At 75.0% G+C, this 19,363-nt stretch carries 19 protein-coding genes; 15 read left to right on the forward strand and 4 right to left on the reverse strand.

Features of this window, described 5'->3' with window-relative positions; all coding sequences use genetic code 11:
* Positions 1-126: 126 nt before the first annotated feature.
* From J0910_RS23110 to J0910_RS23120, 3 genes are read right to left on the reverse strand one after another with little or no spacing between them, the layout of a single operon-like run.
* Positions 127-945: an ABC transporter permease gene (locus J0910_RS23110; RefSeq protein WP_420160636.1), complete on the reverse strand. Its 819-nt coding sequence runs from the start codon at positions 943-945 to the stop codon at positions 127-129.
* A complete protein-coding gene (locus J0910_RS23115) occupies positions 942-1,808 on the reverse strand; it encodes an ABC transporter permease (protein WP_420160637.1) in 867 nt (288 codons plus the stop codon). Before J0910_RS23115 ends, J0910_RS23110 begins: the two co-directional genes overlap by 4 nt.
* A complete protein-coding gene (locus J0910_RS23120) occupies positions 1,805-2,770 on the reverse strand; it encodes an ABC transporter substrate-binding protein (RefSeq protein WP_420160638.1) in 966 nt (321 codons plus the stop codon). Before J0910_RS23120 ends, J0910_RS23115 begins: the two co-directional genes overlap by 4 nt.
* A 373-nt stretch (positions 2,771-3,143) precedes the next feature.
* On the opposite strand from J0910_RS23120, the gene J0910_RS23125 reads away from it, so the two are divergent.
* From J0910_RS23125 to J0910_RS23195, 15 genes are all read left to right on the forward strand, one after another.
* Entirely contained in the window at positions 3,144-3,962 is an 819-nt protein-coding gene (locus J0910_RS23125; RefSeq protein ID WP_420160639.1) for an IclR family transcriptional regulator domain-containing protein, read from the forward strand.
* A 199-nt stretch (positions 3,963-4,161) separates the two neighbouring features.
* Complete coding sequence (locus J0910_RS23130) at positions 4,162-5,001, forward strand: CoA transferase subunit A (RefSeq protein ID WP_420160640.1); 840 nt, start codon at positions 4,162-4,164, stop codon at positions 4,999-5,001.
* Positions 4,998-5,801, forward strand: coding sequence for a CoA-transferase subunit beta (locus J0910_RS23135; protein WP_420160641.1), 804 nt, complete (start codon positions 4,998-5,000; stop codon positions 5,799-5,801). Before J0910_RS23130 ends, J0910_RS23135 begins: the two co-directional genes overlap by 4 nt.
* Positions 5,798-6,976 (forward strand): thiolase family protein, encoded by a 1,179-nt coding sequence (locus J0910_RS23140; protein WP_420160642.1) that lies wholly within the window; start codon positions 5,798-5,800, stop codon positions 6,974-6,976. The genes J0910_RS23135 and J0910_RS23140 overlap by 4 nt, the downstream gene beginning before the upstream one ends.
* Before the next feature lie 21 nt (positions 6,977-6,997).
* Positions 6,998-7,762, forward strand: a complete 765-nt coding sequence (gene pcaH / locus J0910_RS23145) for a protocatechuate 3,4-dioxygenase subunit beta (RefSeq protein WP_420160643.1) — start codon at positions 6,998-7,000, stop codon at positions 7,760-7,762.
* Positions 7,759-8,319, forward strand: coding sequence for a protocatechuate 3,4-dioxygenase subunit alpha (gene pcaG / locus J0910_RS23150; RefSeq protein WP_420160644.1), 561 nt, complete (start codon positions 7,759-7,761; stop codon positions 8,317-8,319). Before pcaH ends, pcaG begins: the two co-directional genes overlap by 4 nt.
* A gap of 77 nt (positions 8,320-8,396) precedes the next feature.
* Positions 8,397-9,740 carry a lyase family protein gene (locus tag J0910_RS23155; RefSeq protein WP_420160645.1) on the forward strand — a complete coding sequence of 448 codons (1,344 nt, stop codon included), beginning with the start codon at positions 8,397-8,399 and terminating at the stop codon, positions 9,738-9,740.
* Positions 9,741-10,041: 301 nt separating this feature from the next.
* Positions 10,042-10,827: a 3-oxoadipate enol-lactonase gene (gene pcaD / locus J0910_RS23160; protein WP_420160646.1), complete on the forward strand. Its 786-nt coding sequence runs from the start codon at positions 10,042-10,044 to the stop codon at positions 10,825-10,827.
* A 547-nt stretch (positions 10,828-11,374) separates the two neighbouring features.
* A complete protein-coding gene (pcaC, locus tag J0910_RS23165; protein ID WP_420160647.1) occupies positions 11,375-11,785 on the forward strand; it encodes a 4-carboxymuconolactone decarboxylase in 411 nt (136 codons plus the stop codon).
* Between the two features lie 42 nt (positions 11,786-11,827).
* Positions 11,828-13,009 (forward strand): 4-hydroxybenzoate 3-monooxygenase, encoded by a 1,182-nt coding sequence (locus tag J0910_RS23170; RefSeq protein ID WP_420160648.1) that lies wholly within the window; start codon positions 11,828-11,830, stop codon positions 13,007-13,009.
* Between the two features lie 316 nt (positions 13,010-13,325).
* A complete protein-coding gene (locus J0910_RS23175) occupies positions 13,326-14,375 on the forward strand; it encodes a TetR/AcrR family transcriptional regulator (RefSeq protein WP_420160649.1) in 1,050 nt (349 codons plus the stop codon).
* Entirely contained in the window at positions 14,372-15,271 is a 900-nt protein-coding gene (locus J0910_RS23180) for a beta-keto acid cleavage family enzyme (protein WP_420160650.1), read from the forward strand. Before J0910_RS23175 ends, J0910_RS23180 begins: the two co-directional genes overlap by 4 nt.
* A 424-nt stretch (positions 15,272-15,695) precedes the next feature.
* Positions 15,696-16,703, forward strand: a complete 1,008-nt coding sequence (locus J0910_RS23185; protein ID WP_420160651.1) for a 3-hydroxyacyl-CoA dehydrogenase NAD-binding domain-containing protein — start codon at positions 15,696-15,698, stop codon at positions 16,701-16,703.
* Positions 16,703-17,137: a thioesterase family protein gene (locus J0910_RS23190; RefSeq protein ID WP_420160652.1), complete on the forward strand. Its 435-nt coding sequence runs from the start codon at positions 16,703-16,705 to the stop codon at positions 17,135-17,137. The genes J0910_RS23185 and J0910_RS23190 overlap by 1 nt, the downstream gene beginning before the upstream one ends.
* Positions 17,138-17,329: 192 nt before the next feature.
* Complete coding sequence (locus tag J0910_RS23195; RefSeq protein ID WP_420160653.1) at positions 17,330-18,241, forward strand: SAM-dependent methyltransferase; 912 nt, start codon at positions 17,330-17,332, stop codon at positions 18,239-18,241.
* Between the two features lie 38 nt (positions 18,242-18,279).
* Here the strand turns inward: J0910_RS23195 and J0910_RS23200 are convergent, their stop codons facing one another.
* Complete coding sequence (locus tag J0910_RS23200; protein ID WP_420160654.1) at positions 18,280-19,272, reverse strand: ABC transporter substrate-binding protein; 993 nt, start codon at positions 19,270-19,272, stop codon at positions 18,280-18,282.
* Between the last annotated feature and the right edge of the window lie 91 nt (positions 19,273-19,363).

The raw sequence follows: 19,363 nt of genomic DNA on the forward strand, positions 1-19,363 counted from the left end.
GTCGGGCGGTGGGGCGGGGTGCCGGGGACCGGTCGGGTCCGCGGCGCCCCGCCGGAGCGGGGGGCGGGGCGGCGGGAGGGCCCGGCGTGCGCCGGGGTCACCGGCCGGGGAGGTGCGCGGGTCGGGTCATTCGCCCCTCGACGCCGCCCGCACGCCCCGGTACCAGCCCAGCGCCTTCCGCTCCACGAAGGCGAAGAGCACGGACAGCAGGACGCCGAGCAGGCCGAGCAGGATGATCCCGCTCCACATCTCCGGGATGGCGAAGCTGCGCTGGAACTGGACGATGGCGAAGCCCAGGCCGCTGGAGCTGGCGAACATCTCGCTGATCACCATGAGGATGATCGCGAGGGAGAGCGCCTGGCGCAGGCCGGCCATGATCTGCGGGCTGGCCGAGCGGAGCACCAGGGTGGTGAGCCGGCGGCGGCCGCGGATCCGGTAGACGCGGCAGGTGTCGGCGAGCACCGGGTCGACCGCGCGGACGCCCTCGATGGTGTTGAGCAGCACCGGCCACACGCATCCGGAGACGATGACCGCGGCGCGCATGGACGAGTCCAGGCCGATGAGGAGCATCAGCAGCGGCACCAGCACCGGCGGCGGGACCGCGCGGAGGAACTCCAGGACCGGTTCGACCAGCGCGCGCAGCTTCGGCGACATGCCGAGCGGCAGGCCCGCGCCGACGCCGATCACGGCGGCCAGGGCGTAGCCGGTGAGCAGCAGGCCGACGCTGGGGAGGACGTCGACGGTGAACCGCTCGGCGGTCCACACCTCGCCGAAGGTCTGCACGATCACGTCGGGGGTGGGCATGTAGTAGCTGCCCGAGGTCGCCGAGGCCCACCACCACACGGCGATGAGGACGGCGGGCAGCAGCAGCGCCCGCAGAAGCGCCTTGGGCAGCCGGAGCAGCCGGCCGGCGGGGGCCGGGGTACGGCCGGTGGCCGCGGTCATACGGCGGCCTCCCCTCGGACGGAGGGGTGCCAGCGCAGTACGCGCCGCTCCAGGGCGCGCACGCCGGTGTTGACCGCGACGCCGAGGATGCCGGTGGCGACGATGAGCGCGTAGACGACGTGCGGTGCGCCGCTCGACTGGGCCACGGCGATCTCCTGTCCCAGGCCGGGGCTGCCGATGGTGAGCTGGGCGGTGATGGTCAGGATGAGTGCGACGGCCGCCCCCAGCCGCACCCCGGTGATCAGGTAGGGCAGGGCCGTCGGCCAGATGAGGTGGCGGATCCGCGCCCACCGGCCCAGCCCGTAGGCGCGGGCGGTCTGGTCGGCGACCGGGTCGATGTCGGCGACGCCGTACAGCACCTGGACGTAGACCTGCCAGAACGCCGCGTAGATCACGAGCATCAGGGTGGAGGCGATGTCGGTGCCGTAGACCAGGATCGCCAGCGGGATCAGCGCGACCGAGGGGATGGGGCGGAGGAACTCCACGGTGGAGGCGGTGTAGGCGCGCAGCACCGGTACCGTTCCGATGGCGAAGCCCAGCAGGACCGCGGCGCCGACCGCGATGGCCAGGCCCAGGCCCCAGGCGGCGAGGGTGTCGCCGACCGCGGTCCAGAACTTCGCCGTCGCGGTGCGCTCGGCCAGGGTGGCCAGCACCTTCGAGGCGGGCGGGAGGTAGTCGGCGGAGACCAGGGAGGTCCGCGGGACCAGTTCCCAGACCAGCAGGAAGGCGAGCACTCCGCCGGTGCCCAGCAGCGCGTCGCCGCCGGGGAGCCGGCGGCGGGGCCGCGGCGGGGACTTCTCGGGCGGGGAGGGTGGGGCCGGGGCCGCGGAGGCGGCCCCGGCGGGCGCCGAGGGGGCGGTCATGCCCGTCCCGGGAAGAGCTCGGAGACCTGCGGGTCCTCCTTGATGAGGCCGTCTTCCTTCATCATGTCCCCGATGGTCTGCACGGAGTCGATGCTGCTGTCCGGCGGGAAGGCGGGCAGCCGGATGTCCTCGATGAGCTGCTCGTCCATCTCGGTGTAGGTGCCGAGGATGCGGCGGACCTCCTCCGGGTTGGACTCGGCGTAGGAGAGCGAGTGGTTCATCGCGGTGACGAACTTCTTGACCAGCTCGGGGTCCTTCTTCGCGATCTCCTCGGTGGTGAAGTAGACCGCGACGGTGAGCTGCTCGTGGGCGTCGACGAAGTTGGAGGCGACCTCGGTGGCGCCCGCGTCCAGCGCGGTGGTGAGGAAGGGCTCGACCACCCAGGCGGCGTCGACCTCCTTCTTCTCCAGGGCGGCCGGCATGTCCGGGAAGGGCAGCTCGGTGAACTGGATGTTGCTGTCGTCGCCGCCGTCCTTGCGGACCGAGTTGCGGACCGTGGTGTCGCCGATGTTCTTCAGGTTGTTGACGGCGACCTTGGCCCCGGCGAGGTCCTTGGCGCTCTTGATGTCGCTGCCCTCGGGGACGACGATGGCACCGAAGTCCTCGCCCTCCTTGCCGGTGGAGGAGACCCCGTTGGTGACGGTCTGGACCGGCAGCCCGGAGTCGCGGGCCACCAGCAGCGAGGTGACGTTGCCGAAGGCGAACTCGAACTCGCCGCTGACCGCGCCGGGGATGGCCTGTGCGCCACCGCTGGTGTTCTTCACCTCGACCTCGAGGCCCTGGGTCTCGAAATAGCCCTGTTCGATGCCGAGGTGGAGGGGGGCGACGTCGACGATCGGGATGGCGCCGACGGTGATCTTCGTCAGGCCGCCCTCGGTGGTCTCCGTGTCACTGCCGCCGCAGGCGCTGGCTCCGACGGCCAGCAGAACGGCACAGGCCCCGGCGAGGAGTCTGCGAGGCATCGGGTCTCCTTGGAAAAGGGGGTGGGGGTGGGGGGTGGAGAGCCGCAGCGGGAGGGGTGCCGGGGAGGCACGTCGCACTCCACCCGGATCCGAAAATGTTCGTTTTCCGAACGAGAGTTCAAAAAGCGAACGTAATTGATTCCCTATGCCCCGTCAAGCCCGAGCGAAAACCCGTTTTTCTTCGCGATTCACCCGACGAATCATCCCAGAAATATTCCCACTAGACAATAAACGACACGATCAACCCCACCAAGCCATAAACACCCCAGAATCAGACAAACCAGAAAAACAGCGATCCCCGGCGGTAACCTCTCCGTCGCCTGCCGCACCCATGTTCGGTATGAGAACATCGCGGTGAACAGGAAGGGAACGCATGACCGATACCGAGGGGTCCGCGCAGTCGGCGCGGGGCGACCACTACGTGCAGTCCCTGGAGCGGGGGCTGGCGGTGATCCGCGCCTTCTCCGCGGAGCGGCCGGAGATGACGCTCAGCGACGCGGCCCGCGCCACCGGGCTGACCCGGGCCGCCGCGCGCCGGTTCCTGCTCACCCTGACCGACCTCGGCTACGTCCGCTCCGACGGGCGGCTGTTCGCGCTCACGCCCCGGGTGCTGGAACTCGGCTACGCCTACCTGTCCGCGGCCGGCCTGCCCGAGGTCGCCCAGCCGCACCTGCAGGCGCTCGCCGCCGAGGTGCGCGAGTCCTCCTCGGTCTCGGTGCTCGACGGCGACTCGGTGGTCTACGTGGCCCGCGCCGCGACCTCGCGGATCATGCGGGTGGCGATCAGCGTGGGCACCCGCCTCCCCGCCTGCTTCACCTCCATGGGCAGGGTGCTGCTGGCCTCCCGCCCGCCCGCCGAGATCGACGCCCGCCTGGAGCGGGCGGAGCTGCCCGCGCTCACCCGGCACACCCTCACCGACCCCGCCGAGCTCCGCACCGAACTGGACCGGATCCGCGACCAGGGCTGGGCCATCATCGACCAGGAGCTGGAGGAGGGCCTGCGCTCCGTCGCCGCCCCCATCCGGGACCGCGACGGCCGGGTGATCGCCGCGGCCAACGTCTCCGCCCCCGCCGACCGCACCACGCTGCGCGGCCTCCGCACCGACCTGCTCCCCCCGCTGCTGGCCACCATCGCCCGGATCGAGGCCGACCTGGAGATCGCCACCCGCATCGGCGGCTCCCAGGGCGCCTGACCCGCCGGCGGCCGCCCCGGCCGCCCGGCCCGCACCGCCCCCTCTTTCCCCTCTCCCCTTCCTCCGCCCCGGGGCCCGCCGCGGCCCCGGGGCTCCCTTGACCGGATCGTCGGACGGAAGTAACGTCTGCCACATCACGTTCGGAGTAAGAACAAGAGTTCGCTATCCGAACACAATCGCCGGACACAGAGGAGGGCGCATGATCGTGCCGCTCGACGAGGGCGTCCGCGAACTCGTCCGCGACGGGGACACGGTCGCGCTGGAGGGGTTCACCCACCTGATCCCCGTGGAGGCGGGGCACGAGATCATCCGGCAGGGGATCCGCGACCTCACCCTGGTGCGGATGACCCCCGACGTCGTCTACGACCGGATGATCGGCGCAGGATGCGCGCGCAGACTCGTCTTCTCCTGGGGCGGGAACCCCGGGGTGGGGTCGCTGCACCGGTTCCGCGACGCGGTGGCCGGCGGCTGGCCGGCGCCGCTGGAGATCGAGGAGCACAGCCACGCCGGGATGGCCAACCGCTACGTCGCCGGCGCCTCCGGGCTGCCGTTCGCGGTGCTGCGCGGCTACACCGGCACCGACCTGGTCGGGCGCACCCCCAACGTCAAGACGATCAGCTGCCCCTTCACCGGCGAGGAGCTGACCGCGGTCCCCGCGCTCAACCCGGACGTGGCGATCGTGCACGCCCAGCGCGCCGACCGGGCCGGGAACGTGCAGATGTGGGGCATCACCGGGGTGCAGAAGGAGGCCGTGCTGGCCTCCTCCCGCGCCCTGGTCACCGTCGAGGAGGTCGTCGACGAGCTGGAGCCGGTCCCCGGCCAGGTGCTGCTCCCCTCCCGGGTGGTCACCGCCGTCTCGGTGGTCCCGGGCGGCGCCCGCCCCTCCTACACGCACGGCTACTACGTCCGCGACAATGACGCCTACCAGGCCTGGGACGCGATCAGCCGGGACCGCGAGCGGTTCGCCGAGTGGCTGCGCACCGAGATCCACGGCCTCCCCCCGGCCCGCGAGGGCTCCGCTGCGAAGGAGAGCGCATGACGTCCGCGGCCGCGGAGGCGCCCGCCTGCACCTCCGACGAGATGATGACCGTCACCGCGTCCCGGGCGCTGCGCGACGGCTCCGCCTGCTTCGTCGGGATCGGCCTGCCCAGCACCGCGGCGAACCTGGCGCGCCGCACGCACGCGCCCGGCCTGTGGATGATCTACGAGTCGGGCACCCTGGGCGCCACCCCCTCGGTGCTGCCGCTCTCCATCGGCGACGGCGAGCTCGCCGAGACCGCCGACACCGTGGTCTCCGTCCCCGAGGTGTTCAACTACTGGCTGCAGCCCGGCCGGATCGACACCGGGTTCCTCGGCGCCGCGCAGATCGACCGGTACGGCAACATCAACACCACCGTCATCGGCGACTACGCCTCGCCGAAGGTCCGGCTGCCCGGGGCCGGCGGCGCCCCGGAGATCGCCGCGAACTGCCGCGAGGTGGTGGTGATCGTCCGGCAGACCCGGCGGGCCTTCGTCGAGTCGGTCGACTTCACCACCTCGGTCGGGCACGGCGCCGGCCCCGGCGACCGGGAGCGGCTCGGGCTGCGCGGCGCCGGCCCCACCCGGGTCATCACCGACCTGGGCGTGCTGGAGCCCGACCCCCGCACCCGCGAGCTGACCCTGACCAGCGTGCACCCCGGCGCCACCGTGCAGCAGGTCCGCGAGGCCACCGGCTGGGACCTGGCGGTCTCCGCCGACCTGCGCACCACGCCCGCCCCCGACCCGCGCGAGCTGGCCGTGCTGCGCTCGCTCACCGGCCGCACGCCCCCCACCCACGACGGAAGGCAGGGAACCCGATGACCGGCGACGCGTACGTCATCGACGCGGTCCGCACCCCCTTCGGCAAGTACGGCGGCGCACTGTCCGGAACGCGCCCCGACGACCTCGCGGCGCACGTGGTCCGGGCCCTGGTGGACCGCTCCCCCGGCCTCGACCCGGCCGCGATCGACGACGTCTACTTCGGCGACGCCAACGGCGCGGGGGAGGACAACCGCAACGTCGCCCGGATGGCGGCGCTGCTGGCCGGGCTCCCGGTGACGGTGCCCGGGGCGACGCTCAACCGGCTCTGCGGCTCCGGGCTGGAGGCCGCCATCGCGGCCAACCGCGCGGTGGCCGTCGGCGACGCCTCGCTGGTGCTGGCCGGCGGCGTGGAGTCGATGAGCCGCGCCCCGTGGGTGCTGCCCAAACCCGCCAAGGGCTTCCCCGCCGGCCACGAGACACTGCACTCCACCACGCTGGGCTGGCGGATGGTCAACCCGCGGATGGAGCCCTCCTGGACCGTGTCGCTGGGCGAGAGCACCGAGCAGGTCGCCGAGGAGTTCGGCATCGGCCGGGCCGAGCAGGACGCGTTCGCGCTGCGCAGCCACGCCAACGCCGCCGCGGCCTGGGAGAAGGGCGTCTTCGCCGACGAGGTGGTCCAGGTCCCCGGCGCCGAGCTGGAGCGGGACGAGAGCATCCGGGAGACCTCCGCGGAAAGGCTCGCCGCCCTCAAGCCGGCGTTCCGCCCCGAGGGCACCATCACCGCCGGCAACGCCTCGCCGCTCAACGACGGCGCCGCCGCCCTGCTGATCGGCGACGCGGACGCGGCGCGGGCGGCCGGGCGCGAGCCGCTGGCCCGGATCGTCTCCCGCGGTGCCGCCGCGGTGGAGCCGCACCGGTTCGGCGTCGGCCCGGTGCGGGCCGCCGAGATCGCGCTGCGCCGGGCCGGCATCGGCTGGGGCGACCTGGCCGCGGTCGAGCTGAACGAGGCCTTCGCCGCCCAGTCCCTGGCCTGCCTGCGCAGCTGGGAGGGGCTGGACCCGGAGATCGTCAACCCCGACGGCGGGGCCATCGCCATCGGCCACCCGCTCGGCGCCTCGGGGGCCCGGGTGCTCGGCACCCTTGCCCACGGGCTGCGCCGGCGCGGCGGCGGCTGGGGACTGGCCGCGATCTGCATCGGCGTGGGCCAGGGCCTGGCCGTCGTACTGCACGCCTGAGAGCCCGAGCGAGGACCGACCATGAGCGAACCCCTGACCCCGGAGGCGCCCGCGGCGCCCCCGCCCGTCCCCGGCTACCTGCGCGACCGCGAGGTGCACCCGCCGCTGGACTACCCCGGCTACCGGAGCACCGCGCTGCGCCACCCGCGGCGCCGGCTGAAGGTCCTCCCGCACCTGCTCACCGAGGTCACCGGGCCGCTGCTGGGCGAGGACCGGATCGGCGAGCTGGACAACGACCTCACCCGCCAGCACGACGGCGAGCCGCAGGGCCAGCGGATCATCGTGCACGGGCAGGTCCGGGACGGCGACGGCGCACCGGTCCCGCACTCCCTGATCGAGATCTGGCAGGCCAACGCCGGGGGCCGGTACCGGCACACCGGCGACAACTGGCCCAGCCCGCTGGACCCCAACTTCACCGGGGTGGGCCGGACCCTCACCGACGGCCAGGGGCGGTACCGGTTCACCACGATCCGGCCCGGCGCCTACCCGTGGAAGAACCACGACAACGCCTGGCGGCCCGCGCACATCCACTTCTCGCTGTTCGGGCGGGCCTTCACCCAGCGGCTGGTCACCCAGATGTACTTCCCGGGCGACCCGCTGTTCTTCCAGGACCCGATGTGGAACTCCATCCCCGACCCGGACGCCCGGGAGCGGCTGGTCGCCCGGTTCGACTACGAGTCGACCGAGGAGGAGTGGGCACTGGCCTACGAGTGGGACATCGTGCTGCGCGGCCGCGAGTCCACGGTCTTCGAGGACGAGATCGCGCTGGAGGATGACGACGAATGACGGCGCCGACCACCCCCTCCCAGACCGTGGGCCCCTACCTGCACATCGGGCTGCCCTGGCCGGACGGCCCGTTCGCGGCGGCCGAGGGCGCCCCGGGCGGCGTGTGGATCCGCGGGGTGCTCACCGACGGCGCGGGCGCGCCGGTCGGCGACGGCCTGGTGGAGACCTGGCAGGCCGACCCGGACGGCCGGTTCGACCACCCCGACGACCCGCGCGGCGCGGTGGCCCGGCCGGGCTTCCGCGGCTTCGGCCGCTGCCCGACCGACGCCGAGGGCCGCTTCGCCGTGTACACCCTCAAGCCCGGCCCCGTCCCCTCGCATCTGGGGACCGAGGCCCCGCACATCGACGTCTCGGTGTTCGCCCGGGGGATGCTGAACCGCACGGTGACCCGGATCTACTTCCCCGACGAGCCGGAGGCCAACGCCGCCGACCCGGTGCTCTGCTCGATCGCCTCGGCCTCCGCGCGCGCCACCCTGGTCGCCGAGCCCGCCGAGGACGGGTACCGGTTCGACATCCGGCTGCAGGGCGAGGGCGAGACGGTGTTCTTCAACGTCTGACCCCGGCCCCCCCGCGCGGCGGCGGGACCGCCGCGCGGGGGGCCGGCCGAGCAGGAGCGAGGAGGAGCGAGAGCGGCATGAGCGGCCTGTTCTCAGGGATGTTCGGGCGCGGCCCGGCGGCCGCCGAGACCGGAGGCGGGGCGTGGCTGCGCGCCATGCTCGACGCCGAGGCCGCGCTGGCCCGGGCGCTGGCGCGCACCGGGCTGGCCGCACCGGAGCACGCCGAGGCGATCGCGGCCGCCTGCCGGGACCACCCGTTCGACGCCGAGGAGCTGGGCCGCGCCGCGGCCGCCTCGGCCAACCCGGTGGTCCCGCTGGTCAAGGCGGTGACCGCGGCGGTCGGCGGGGACGCGGCCCGGCACGTGCACCAGGGCGCCACCAGCCAGGACATCATGGACACCGCGGCGATGCTGGTGGCCCGCCGGGCCGGTGCGGCGGCCGCCGCCGAGGCCCGCGCGGCCGCCGACGGCCTGGCCGGGCTGGCCGAGCGGCACCGCGGCTCGGTGATGGCCGGCCGGACCCTGCTGCAGCAGGCGCTGCCGACCACCTTCGGCCTGGTCGCCGCAGGCTGGATGGCCGCCCTGGACGACGCCGCGGCGGCGGTGCTCGAGGAGACCGGCGAGCGGGCCCGGGCCCAGTTCGGCGGGGCCGCGGGCACCCTGGCCTCGCTCGGCGACCGCGGCCCCGCGGTCGCCGCCGCCTTCGCCGACGAGCTCGGCCTGGCCCGGCCGCTGCCGCCCTGGCACACCGACCGCGGGCCGGTGGTCTCCGCCGCGGGCGCGCTGGCCCGGCTCAGCGGCGCGGCGGGCAAGGCCGCGGGCGACATCGCGCTGCTCTGCCAGACTGAGGTCGCCGAGGTGGCCGAGGCCGGCGGCGCGGGCGTGGGCGGGTCGTCCACCATGCCGCACAAGCGCAACCCGGTGGCCGCCGTCTCCGCCGCCGCCTGCGCCGAGCAGGCCCCGGGGCTGGCCGCGACGCTGCTCGCCGCGCAGATCCACCAGCCGCACCAGCGCGCCGCGGGCGCCTGGCAGGCCGAGTGGGAGCCGCTGGACCGGCTGCTGCGCAGCACCGGTTCGGCGGTGTCCTGGCTCGCCGAGTCGGTGCGCCGGCTCCGCCCCGACCCGGAGCGGATGCGCCGCAACCTGGAGCTGACCGGCGGCTTCCCGCTGGCCGAGCGGGTCGCCACCGACCTGGCGCCGCAGCTGGGCCGGCTGCCCGCGCACGAGCTGGTGCAGCGGGCGTGCGCCGAGGCCGCCGCCGCCGGCGGCGGGGACCTGGCGGCGGCGCTCACCGCGCACCTGGACGGGCTGCGCACCGGGGAGGAGATCGCCGCCCTCCTCGACCCGGCCGGCTACCTGGGGGCGGCCTCCGCCCTCATCGACGCCGCCCTGGAGCGGCACCGGGCGGTCGGCGCGCGATGAGCGCCGGCGCCCGGGGCCGCGCGTCCGCGCCCCGCGGCGGAGGGCGGTCCGTCCCCGCCCCCCGCCGCGGGGCCGGCCCCGTGTACCCGCCCCCCACCGCAGCGGGCGGGAGCGCCTCCGACTCCCCTGGAGCCGGTCCCGCGCCTCCGGCCCCGGGCAGAGGACGGACCGCCCCGGGCCGGGCCGGCACGCCAGCACCCCGCCGCAGCGGGCGGGGCGTCCCCGCCCCGGGACCGGTCCGAACCCGGGACCTGAGCACCCCTGCGGGGCACGCCCCGCCCGAGCACCCGGAAGGAACCCGATGACCACCGAGATCGACCCGGTCGACGTGCACGCGGTCGTGGACGGACCGGCGGGCGCGCCCGCCGTCGTGCTGGCCGGGTCGCTGGGCAGCACCCTGGACATGTGGGAGCCGCAGGTCGGCCCGCTGCTGGCCGCCGGGCTGCGGGTGATCCGCTACGACCACCGCGGGCACGGGGGCTCCCCGGTGCCGCCCGGCCCCTACCGCATCGCCGGCCTGGGCGCCGACCTGATCCGGCTGCTCGACCGGATCGGCGCCGAGCGGGCCTCGGTCGCCGGGCTGTCGCTGGGCGGGATGGTCGCCATGTGGGCGGCCGCGGCGCACCCGGAGCGGATCGACCGGCTGGCACTGCTGTGCACCTCGGCGCTGCTCGGGCCGCCCGAGGGGTGGACGTCGAGGGCCGGGACGGTGCGCGCCCGGGGCACCGGGGCGGTCGCCGGGGCGGTGGTGGACCGCTGGCTCACCCCGGCCTACGCGGAGCGGCACCCGGACACCGCGGCGCGGATGCGCGCCATGGTCGCCGCCGCCCCCGCCGAGGGGTACGCCGGCTGCTGCGAGGCGATCGCCGCCATGGACCTCCGCCCGGAGCTGCCCGGGATCGGCGCGCCGACCCTGGTCCTGTCCGGCGGGGAGGACCCGGCCACCCCGGTGGAGCACGCGCGCGCCATCGCCGGCCTGATCCCCGGCGCCCGGCTGCAGGTGCTGGACGGCGGGGCGCATCTGGCCTCCTGGGAGTGCGCCGACCAGGTGAACCCGCTGCTGACCGCGCACCTGACCGGGCGTTGACCGGGATGTCCCCGGCTTCCGCAGCCACCGCCCGGAGCACCGGGGAGCCCCCGCGGGGCCGCCGGAGCGCCACCGGGGCGGGCGGTCCCGGACGGGCCGGGCGCGTCCGGGCGGGCGCCCGGCCGGCCCGCTCCCCTCACGGACCAGGTCGGAGCGCCGGTCCGGGAGGGCGGCCGCCGCGCGCACCCGCCGCCCCGCTCCCGGCCGCGACCGCCCGGGGCCGCCGGGGAGCCCCGGTGGGGCCGTCCGGCCGCCGGCGGGACCGGCGGGCCGGCACCGCCCCGGCCGCCGGGCGCGGCCTGCCCGGTCTCCGCCCGGAGCGGCCGGACCGCGCGTACCGCCCGCGCCGCGAGGGGCCCCTTCCGGCCCGCCGGGGCCGGCCGCGCGCACGCCGGGCGCCCGCTCGCGGGTCGCGGGCGCCCCGGCCGCCGGCACCGCCCTGCCGGGGCGGCCCCGCGCGGCCCGCGGCCCGGCGTCCGCCGGCCCGCGCGCTTCCCGTCCGGGGCGCGCCCGCCCCTTCCGACCGCTCGACCGCCTTGGAGGACCGATGACCGCAGACCGACCGCACGCCCCCGACTCCGCCGACCGCGACCGCCGCGAAGCGGGCATGAAGGTCCGCCGGGAGGTGCTCGGCGACGCCCACGTCGACCGGGCGACCGCGTCCGCCACCGACTTCACCGCCCCCTTCCAGGACTTCATCACCCGCTACGCCTGGGGCGAGATCTGGACCGGCGGCACCCTGGACCGGCGCACCCGCAGCTGCATGGTGCTGACCGCGATGGTGGCCCAGGGCCACTGGGACGAGCTGGCCATGCACGTCCGCGCCGCCAAGCGCAACGGCCTGACCGACGCGGAGATCCGCGAGGTGTTCCTCCAGGCCGCGGTCTACTGCGGGGTGCCCGCGGCGAACAAGGCGTTCGCCGTCGCCCGCGGCGTCCTCGCCGAAGAGACCGACTGACCCCCGACCACCGCCCCCTGCCCCACGAGACCGAGGCTCCCCATGCGCACCACCGTCGGCATCATCGGCGCCGGACCGGCCGGCCTGTTCCTCTCCCACCTGCTGCACCTGCGCGGCATCGACTCCGTCGTGCTGGAGCGGCGCGGCCGCGACCACTGCGAGGGCCGGCAGCGCGCCGGAGTGGTCGAGCACGGGCCCGCGGCCGCGCTGCGCGCCGCGGGCGTCGGCGACCGGCTGGAGCGCGAGGGGTTCGTGCACGAGGGGATCGAGCTGCGCTTCGGCGGGCGCGGGCACCGCATCGACTTCCGCGAGCTCACCGGCCGCGACGTGGTGCTCTACGCCCAGACCGAGATCGTCAAGGACCTCATCGCCCGGCGGCTGGCGGACGGCGGCGACCTGCGCTTCGGGGCGGAGGCCACCGTGATCGAGGACATCGCGGAGGACGGCGCCGCCCGGCCGCGGATCCGGTTCACCCGGGGCGGCCGCGAGGAGGTGCTGGAGTGCGAGCACGTGGTGGCCTGCGACGGCTTCCACGGCATCGGGCGCGCCGCGCTGCCCGCGGACCGGGTGCGCACCTTCGCCAAGACCTACCCGTTCAGCTGGCTGGGCATCCTGGCCGACGCCGCGCCCGCCTGCGAGGAGCTGGTCTACGCCCGGCACGACCGCGGCTTCGCGCTGTACAGCATGCGCTCGGACAAGGTCAGCCGGCTCTACCTGCAGGTGCCCAACGGGACCGACCCGGCGGACTGGACGCACGAGCGGATCTGGGCGGAGCTGGACGCCCGGCTGGCCCTGGACGGCGCGGACGCGCGGCCCAACCGCGGCCCGATCACCGACGTGGGCGTCACCCCGATGCGCAGCTTCGTCACCGAGCCGATGCAGCACGGGCGGCTGCTGCTGGCCGGCGACGCCGCGCACATCGTCCCGCCGACCGGGGCCAAGGGCCTCAACCTGGCGCTGCACGACGTCATCCTGCTCGCCGAGGCGCTGGACGCCTGGCACGGCGGCGACCGGGGCCCGCTGGAGGGCTACTCCGAGACGGCGCTGCGCCGGGTGTGGCGGGCCGAGCACTTCTCCTACTGGATGACGACGCTGCTCCACCCCGACCCGGAGGCCTCCCCGTTCGAGGCCCGGCTGCAGCTCTCCCACCTGGAGCACATCGCCGGCTCCCGGGCGGCGGCCGGCTCGCTCGCGGAGAACTACACCGGCATCCCCCTGCTGTGACCCGCGGGCCGACCCGGCCTCCGGGCCCGGCCCGCGCGGCCGCCCCCGCTCCCGCCGGACGCCCCGCGGGCCCGGGGGCGGTCCCGTTCGATCCCCGCGGCGCGGGGTACCTCCGGTTCCGGGCGCGCCGCTGCGGCCTCCGGGGCCCGGCGGACCGGCGCGGCGGCATGCCCCGCACCACCCCGAACCGGACTGATCCACCAGTCAGCAAGAGCGCAACCGATCCAGTGAATATCCTGTTCACAGCGGACATTGATATCCCCGAGGCGGGGCTGTCGTTGCGATTATCGCCATTCAACTGATACCGTCGCCGACCGTGAGCGAGACGAGCGACCCCCTGGAGGGCCTGCATGCGCGGGTCCGCGACGTGATCCGCCGCTCCGGGCGCCCGCAGCGGGAGTTCGCCGCCGCGATCGACCTGGAGCCCTCCAAGCTGTCCAAGTCCCTCAACGGCACCCGGCGCTTCTCCGCCGAGGAGCTGGTCCGGATCGCCGACACCGCCGGCGTCACGGTCAACTGGCTGATCAACGGCTCCGAGGACGGCCGCGCCAGCGCCGTCTCGGCCGACCCCGGCAGCGCGGTGCCCTCCGGGCCGCCGCCGGACGCCGCCGAGGACGGCCGGGCCGCGCGCGAGCACGGCCGGCGCCGGCAGATCACCGACGCCGCCTGGCGGCTGATCGCCGAGCGCGGCTACCACTCGGTGCGCATCGCCGACATCGCCGAGGCCTGCGGCACCTCCAGCGCCGCCATCCACTACCACTTCCCCACCCTGCGCGACCTGCTCGACGAGACCCTGCGCTCCTCGGTCAAGCAGGCCTTCGACCGCCAGGTCGCCGCGCTGCACGGGATCGCCGACGCCCGGGAGCGGCTGCACCGGCTGATCGACCTGCAGCTGCCCGCCCCGGGCCACCTGGCCCTGGAGTGGTCGATCTGGCTGCAGGTGTGGACCGAGAGCACGCTCCACCCGGAGCTGCGCGACCTGCACGCCGCCTCCTACCAGCGCTGGCACGACACCATCGCGCGGACGCTGCGGGACGGCGCCGCCGCCGGGGTGTTCCGCGCGGAGCTGGACGCCGAGGCGATGACCGTCCGGCTGACCGCCCTCATCGACGGCCTGGGCATCCAGGTCCTCACCGGGCGCCCCGGGCGGACCGCGGAGCGGATGCGCACCGTGCTGACCGACTTCGTCGCCACCCAGATCGAGGCCCCCGGCGCGGCCGAGCAGGCCGCACCCGGGGACCGGACCGGCCCGGATCCGGCCCCGGAGCCGGCCGCGGAGGACCGGGCCGGCACCGACCAGACCGAACCGCGCACCGGCCCGCCCGCCGGTGCCGCGGCCGACCCGAGGAACGGGGAGAAGCCGTGAACGAGACCATGAACACCGAGGTCATCCTGACCGCCGCGCTCACCGGCGCCGGGGACACCGTGGGCCGCAGCCCGCACGTCCCGGTGACGCCGGCGCAGATCGCCGCCTCGGCGGTGGAGGCCGCCGAGGCCGGTGCGAGCGCGGTGCACATCCACGTCCGCGACCCGGAGACCGGCGCCCCCTCCCGGGACAACGCCCTCTACCGGGAGGTCGTGGAGCGGATCAAGGAGACCGGCACCGACATCGTCATCAACCTCACCGCCGGGATGGGCGGCGACCTGGAGATCGGGACGGACGACCCGTTCGCCTTCGGCGCCGGCACCGACCTGGTCAGCGGGCTGGACCGGCTGCCGCACGTGGAGGAGCTGCTGCCGGACATCTGCACGCTGGACTGCGGCAGCCTCAACTTCGGCGACGGCAGCGGCGTCTACATCTCCACCCCGGACATGCTGCGCGCCGGCGCCAAGCGCATCCAGGAGCTGGGCGTCCGCCCGGAGCTGGAGATCTTCGACACCGGCCACCTGTGGTTCGCCAAGCAGATGCACGCCGAGGGCCTGATCGACGACCCGAGCATGTTCCAGCTGTGCACCGGCATCCCCTACGGTGCGCCGGCCGACCCCGGGGTGCTGCAGTCCATGGTCCGGCTGCTGCCGGCCGGCGCCGAGTGGGCCAGCTTCGCCATCGGCCGGATGCAGATGCCCTGGGTGGCCCAGTCGGTGCTGCTCGGCGGGCACGCCCGGGTCGGCCTGGAGGACAACCTCTACCTGAGCCGCGGGGTCAAGGCCACCAACGGCCAGCTGGTGGAGAAGGCCCGCGGCATCATCGAGGCGCTCGGCGCCCGGGTGGTCTCCCCCGACGAGGCCCGCGCCAAGCTCAAGCTGCGCAGCGCCCGCTAGTTCGTCGACGGGAAAGGGGCGGCGGCCGCAGAAGAACCCCGCCCCCGCCCCGCCCCCGCGATGGTCTTGATGTTGCGGGGGTGTCAGAGCGCTCTGTCACCCCCGCAACGTCAAGATCATCGCCCTGGGGGCGGGAATCTCCCGTCAACGATCCAGACCGCCGGCGGAGGACCCGTCCCGGGGGCTCCGGCGCTTCCCGCCCCGGCCGTCCTCGGGGCGGGAAGCGCCGGGGCCACCGGGCCGCGGGAACGGGCCCGCCCGCGCTCCGCCCCCGGGGAGCGGCCGGCCGGGGGCGCCCCGGCGGACCCGCCGGGGCGCGGTGCCGCGCCGCCCGCCTCCCCGCTCTTCCCTGCGCCCCTCCCCGCCCCCTGCTCCCCCCGCCATCCAACTCTCCGCCCCGCGCACTAGTGAAGGAACCATTCGCATGCCCGAACAGAGCAGCCCCGCGGCCCCGACCGCCCCCGGCGACGTGCGCACCGTGGCGTGCATCGGCGCCGGCGTCATCGGCGGCGGCTGGGTCGCCCACTTCCTGGCCCGCGGCTACGACGTGGTCGCCTGGGACCCGGCCCCCGACGCCGAGGAGCGGCTGCGCGCCCTGGTGGACGCGGCCTGGCCCGCGCTGGAGCGGCTCGGCCTGGCCGAGGGCGCCTCGACCGACCGGCTGCGCGTCGCCGCCACGCTCGCCGAGGCGGTGGCCGGCGCCGACTTCGTCCAGGAGAGCGCCCCGGAGCGGCTGGACCTCAAGCGCGACCTGCTCGCCGAGATCGACGAGGCCGCCCCCGCCGGGGTCGTGGTGGGCTCCTCCACCTCCGGCTACTCGATGACCGACATGCAGGTGAAGGCGGCCCGGCCGGAGCGGCTGGTGGTCGGCCACCCGTTCAACCCGCCCTACCTGGTGCCGCTGGTGGAGGTGGTGGGCGGCGAGTCCACCGGGGACTGGGCGGTCTCCTGGGCCGCGGAGTTCTACCGGGCCGCGGGCAAGGAGGTCATCGAGATGGACCGGGAGCTGCCCGGGTTCATCGGCAACCGGATCCAGGAGGCCGCCTGGCGCGAGGCGCTGCACATGGTGGCCAACGGCGAGGCCACGGTGGAGCAGATCGACCGCTCGATGACCGCCGGCATGGGGCTGCGCTGGGCCTTCTTCGGCCCCTGCCTCACCTTCCACCTGGCCGGCGGCGAGGGCGGCATGGCGCACATGCTCGACCATTTCGGTCCGTCCCTGAAGTCGCCCTGGACGCGACTGGAAGCGCCCGAGTTGACCCGGGAGCTCCGCGACGCGATGGTCGCGGGCACCGACGAGGTGGTCGCCGGCCGGTCCGCCGCCGAGCTGATCGAGCAGCGCGACCGCCGGATGATCGCGGTGATGCGGGCGCTGGCCGAGGTCGAGGCCGAAGAGGCGGCGCAGGCCGCGCGCGAAGGCGGGCGGGGCTGATGGCCGAGGTGTTCCGGCAGCGGGTGCTGCCCGAGTGGATCGACTACAACGGCCACCTCAGCGAGGCCTACTACGTGCTGGTCTTCGGTTTCGCCACGGACGCGCTGATGGAGCGGGTCGGCCTGGGCGCCGGCTACCGGGAGGCCACCGGCAACTCGCTCTACACCGTGGAGGCGCACGTGCGCTATCTGCGCGAGGTGCCGCCCGGCGCCGAGCTGGAGGTGTCCACGGTGGTGGTGGAGGCCGGCGCCAAGAAGGTGCGGCTCTGCCACGAGATGCGGCTGGACGGGACCGTGCGCGCCACCGAGGAGGTCATGGCGCTCCACGTCGACCAGGAGCAGGGGCGCAGCACGCCGTTCCCGGCCGAGGCCGCCGAGCGGCTCGCCGAGCTGACCGGGCCGGCCCCGGACTACGCCGGCCGGGCGATCGGCTGACGGCCCTCTCCGCCGCTGAGCCCGCCCCGGAATCGGGGCGGGCTTTTATCATATGGAAAGGATTTTGGGAATAGGGATTCGGTCCTGACTTTTCGCGAACAGGATCACTGCACCGTTTACCAAGTCCCCTTGCCAGGAATACACTCCGAGGCGTAACCGCACCCCCCAGTCGCGAAGCGGAGCAGGACGCCGATGGCCGGACTCGACCCACCGGAATTCCTGAAGAGGACCGGTCAGAAGTACCGGGAGCCGCCCGAGATCGACATGTCCCGCCCCTCCATCGCGCGGGTCTACTCCTATTACCTGGGCGGCAAGGACCATTTCGAGGTCGACCGGGAGATGGCCAACTACGCCGAGGGCGTCGTCCCCGGCGTCACCGACCTGGCCCTGGGCAACCGGGCGTTCGTCCAGCGGGCCACCCGCCACCTCACCGCCGAGGCCGGGCTGGAGCAGTTCGTGGACATCGGCTCCGGGCTGCCCTCCGACGGCAACGTGCACGAGATCGTCCGCAAGACCCTGCAGGAGCGGGGCCGCAGCGCCGGCGCCCCGCACGAGGCCCGGGTCGTCTACGTGGACAGCGACCCGATGGTGCTGGCGCACGGGCGCGCGCTGCTCGCCGACGACCGGAGCGTCACCGTGGTCCGGGCCGACCTGACCGAACCGGACGACGTGCTGGCCCAGGCGGCTGCCACCGGCCTGATCGACATCGAGCGGCCGGTCGGGCTGATCCTCGGCGGGATCCTGCACCACCTGCAGGACGACGAGGACCCGGCGGGCTGCACCCGGCGGCTGCTGGACGCGCTGGCCCCCGGCAGCCACGTCGCCGTCAGCCACTTCTGCCGCCCCGACGCCTCCCGGGCGCCGCGGAGCGCGGAGCGCGCCGCGGCGCTGGAGCGGGCCTTCCTGGAGCGGCTGGGCACCGGCCGGTGGCGCACCGAGGCGGAGATCGCCGGCTACTTCCACGACTGGACCGTGCTCCCGCCCGGCCTGGTCCCGCTGAACGACTGGCGCCCCCAGGCCAGGGACGGCCTGAGGGCGGGGGGGTACAGCATGCCGGTGCGCAACCGGGCGATCATCGTCGGCGGGATCGCCCGCAAGCCCTGATCCCGGGCGCGCCCCGGGGCCCGGGGGCTCGGGAGGCGTCAGACGCCGAAGGCCTCGGCCATCTCGTCCAGCACCGCGTTCGCGCCCTGCAGGCTGACCGAGCTCACCCAGACGCTGTCGTCGACCTCGTGCTTCTCCCCCTCCAGCTGGTCCCAGAGCGGGTTGCCGGTGAACTCCTTCGCCTTGTCGGCCGAGTCGCCGGTGCCGTCGTCCCAGGTGGAGACGTAGATGTGGTCCGCGTCCAGGTCGAGGATCTCCTCCGGGCCGAGCGGCACCATGATGTCGCCCTCGGGCGGCTTCGGCGCGTCCTCGGGCAGGGGCAGGCCCACGTCGGACTGGACGATGCCGGGGAAGGACTCGGGCCCGTACAGCCGGACCGTGGGCTCCCCGGCGAAGCGGGCCAGCGTCATGGTGGGGGCCTCGCCGCCGTTGGCCTCGGCGATGTCCTCGCCGAGGTCGGCGGCGCGCTGCTCGTACTCCTCGATCTGCTGCTCGGCGAGGTCGGCCTTGCCCACCGCCTCGCCCACCATGAGGTGGTTCTCCTTCCAGGTGGCCCCGGTGGTCTCGGAGAAGACCGTCGGCGCGATCTCGGCCAGCTGGTCGTAGACGTCCTCGTGGCGGACCTTGGCGGAGAGGATCAGGTCCGGCTGGAGCTCGGCGATCTTGGCCAGGTCGGGCGCCTCCAGGCTGCCCACCACCTCGGCGTCGCCGGCGTAGGTCTCCCCCTCCTCGCCCAGGTAGTCGCGGAGGCCGCCGCCGTCGGAGTAGTCGGTGCGGCCGATCACGTTCATCTCCAGCGCGATCGCGGAGTCGAGGTAGCTGGTGTCCAGCACCACCACGGTGGACGGCTCGGACTCGATGGCCGTCTCGCCCATGGCGTGCTCGACCGTCATCGGGTAGCCGGCGCCCGCCGGCTCGCCGGCCGCCTCCTCGCCGCCCCCGCCGCAGGCGGCGGTCAGCAGGAGGGCGCCGGCTGCGGTGGCCGCCCCGATCAGGGACGTCGCGGACCTGCGGACTGGAGTGGGGGACATCGCCGACCTCTTATGGTTTAGGTTTGTCTTGCCTAAGCGGGCACTCGCCCACGATCAGGCAGTATGCGGATATACGCGGCATTTGTCCAGT

The organism is Nocardiopsis oceanisediminis (genome assembly GCF_048595525.1).
GTDB classification, from domain to species: Bacteria; Actinomycetota; Actinomycetes; order Streptosporangiales; family Streptosporangiaceae; genus Nocardiopsis_A; species Nocardiopsis_A oceanisediminis.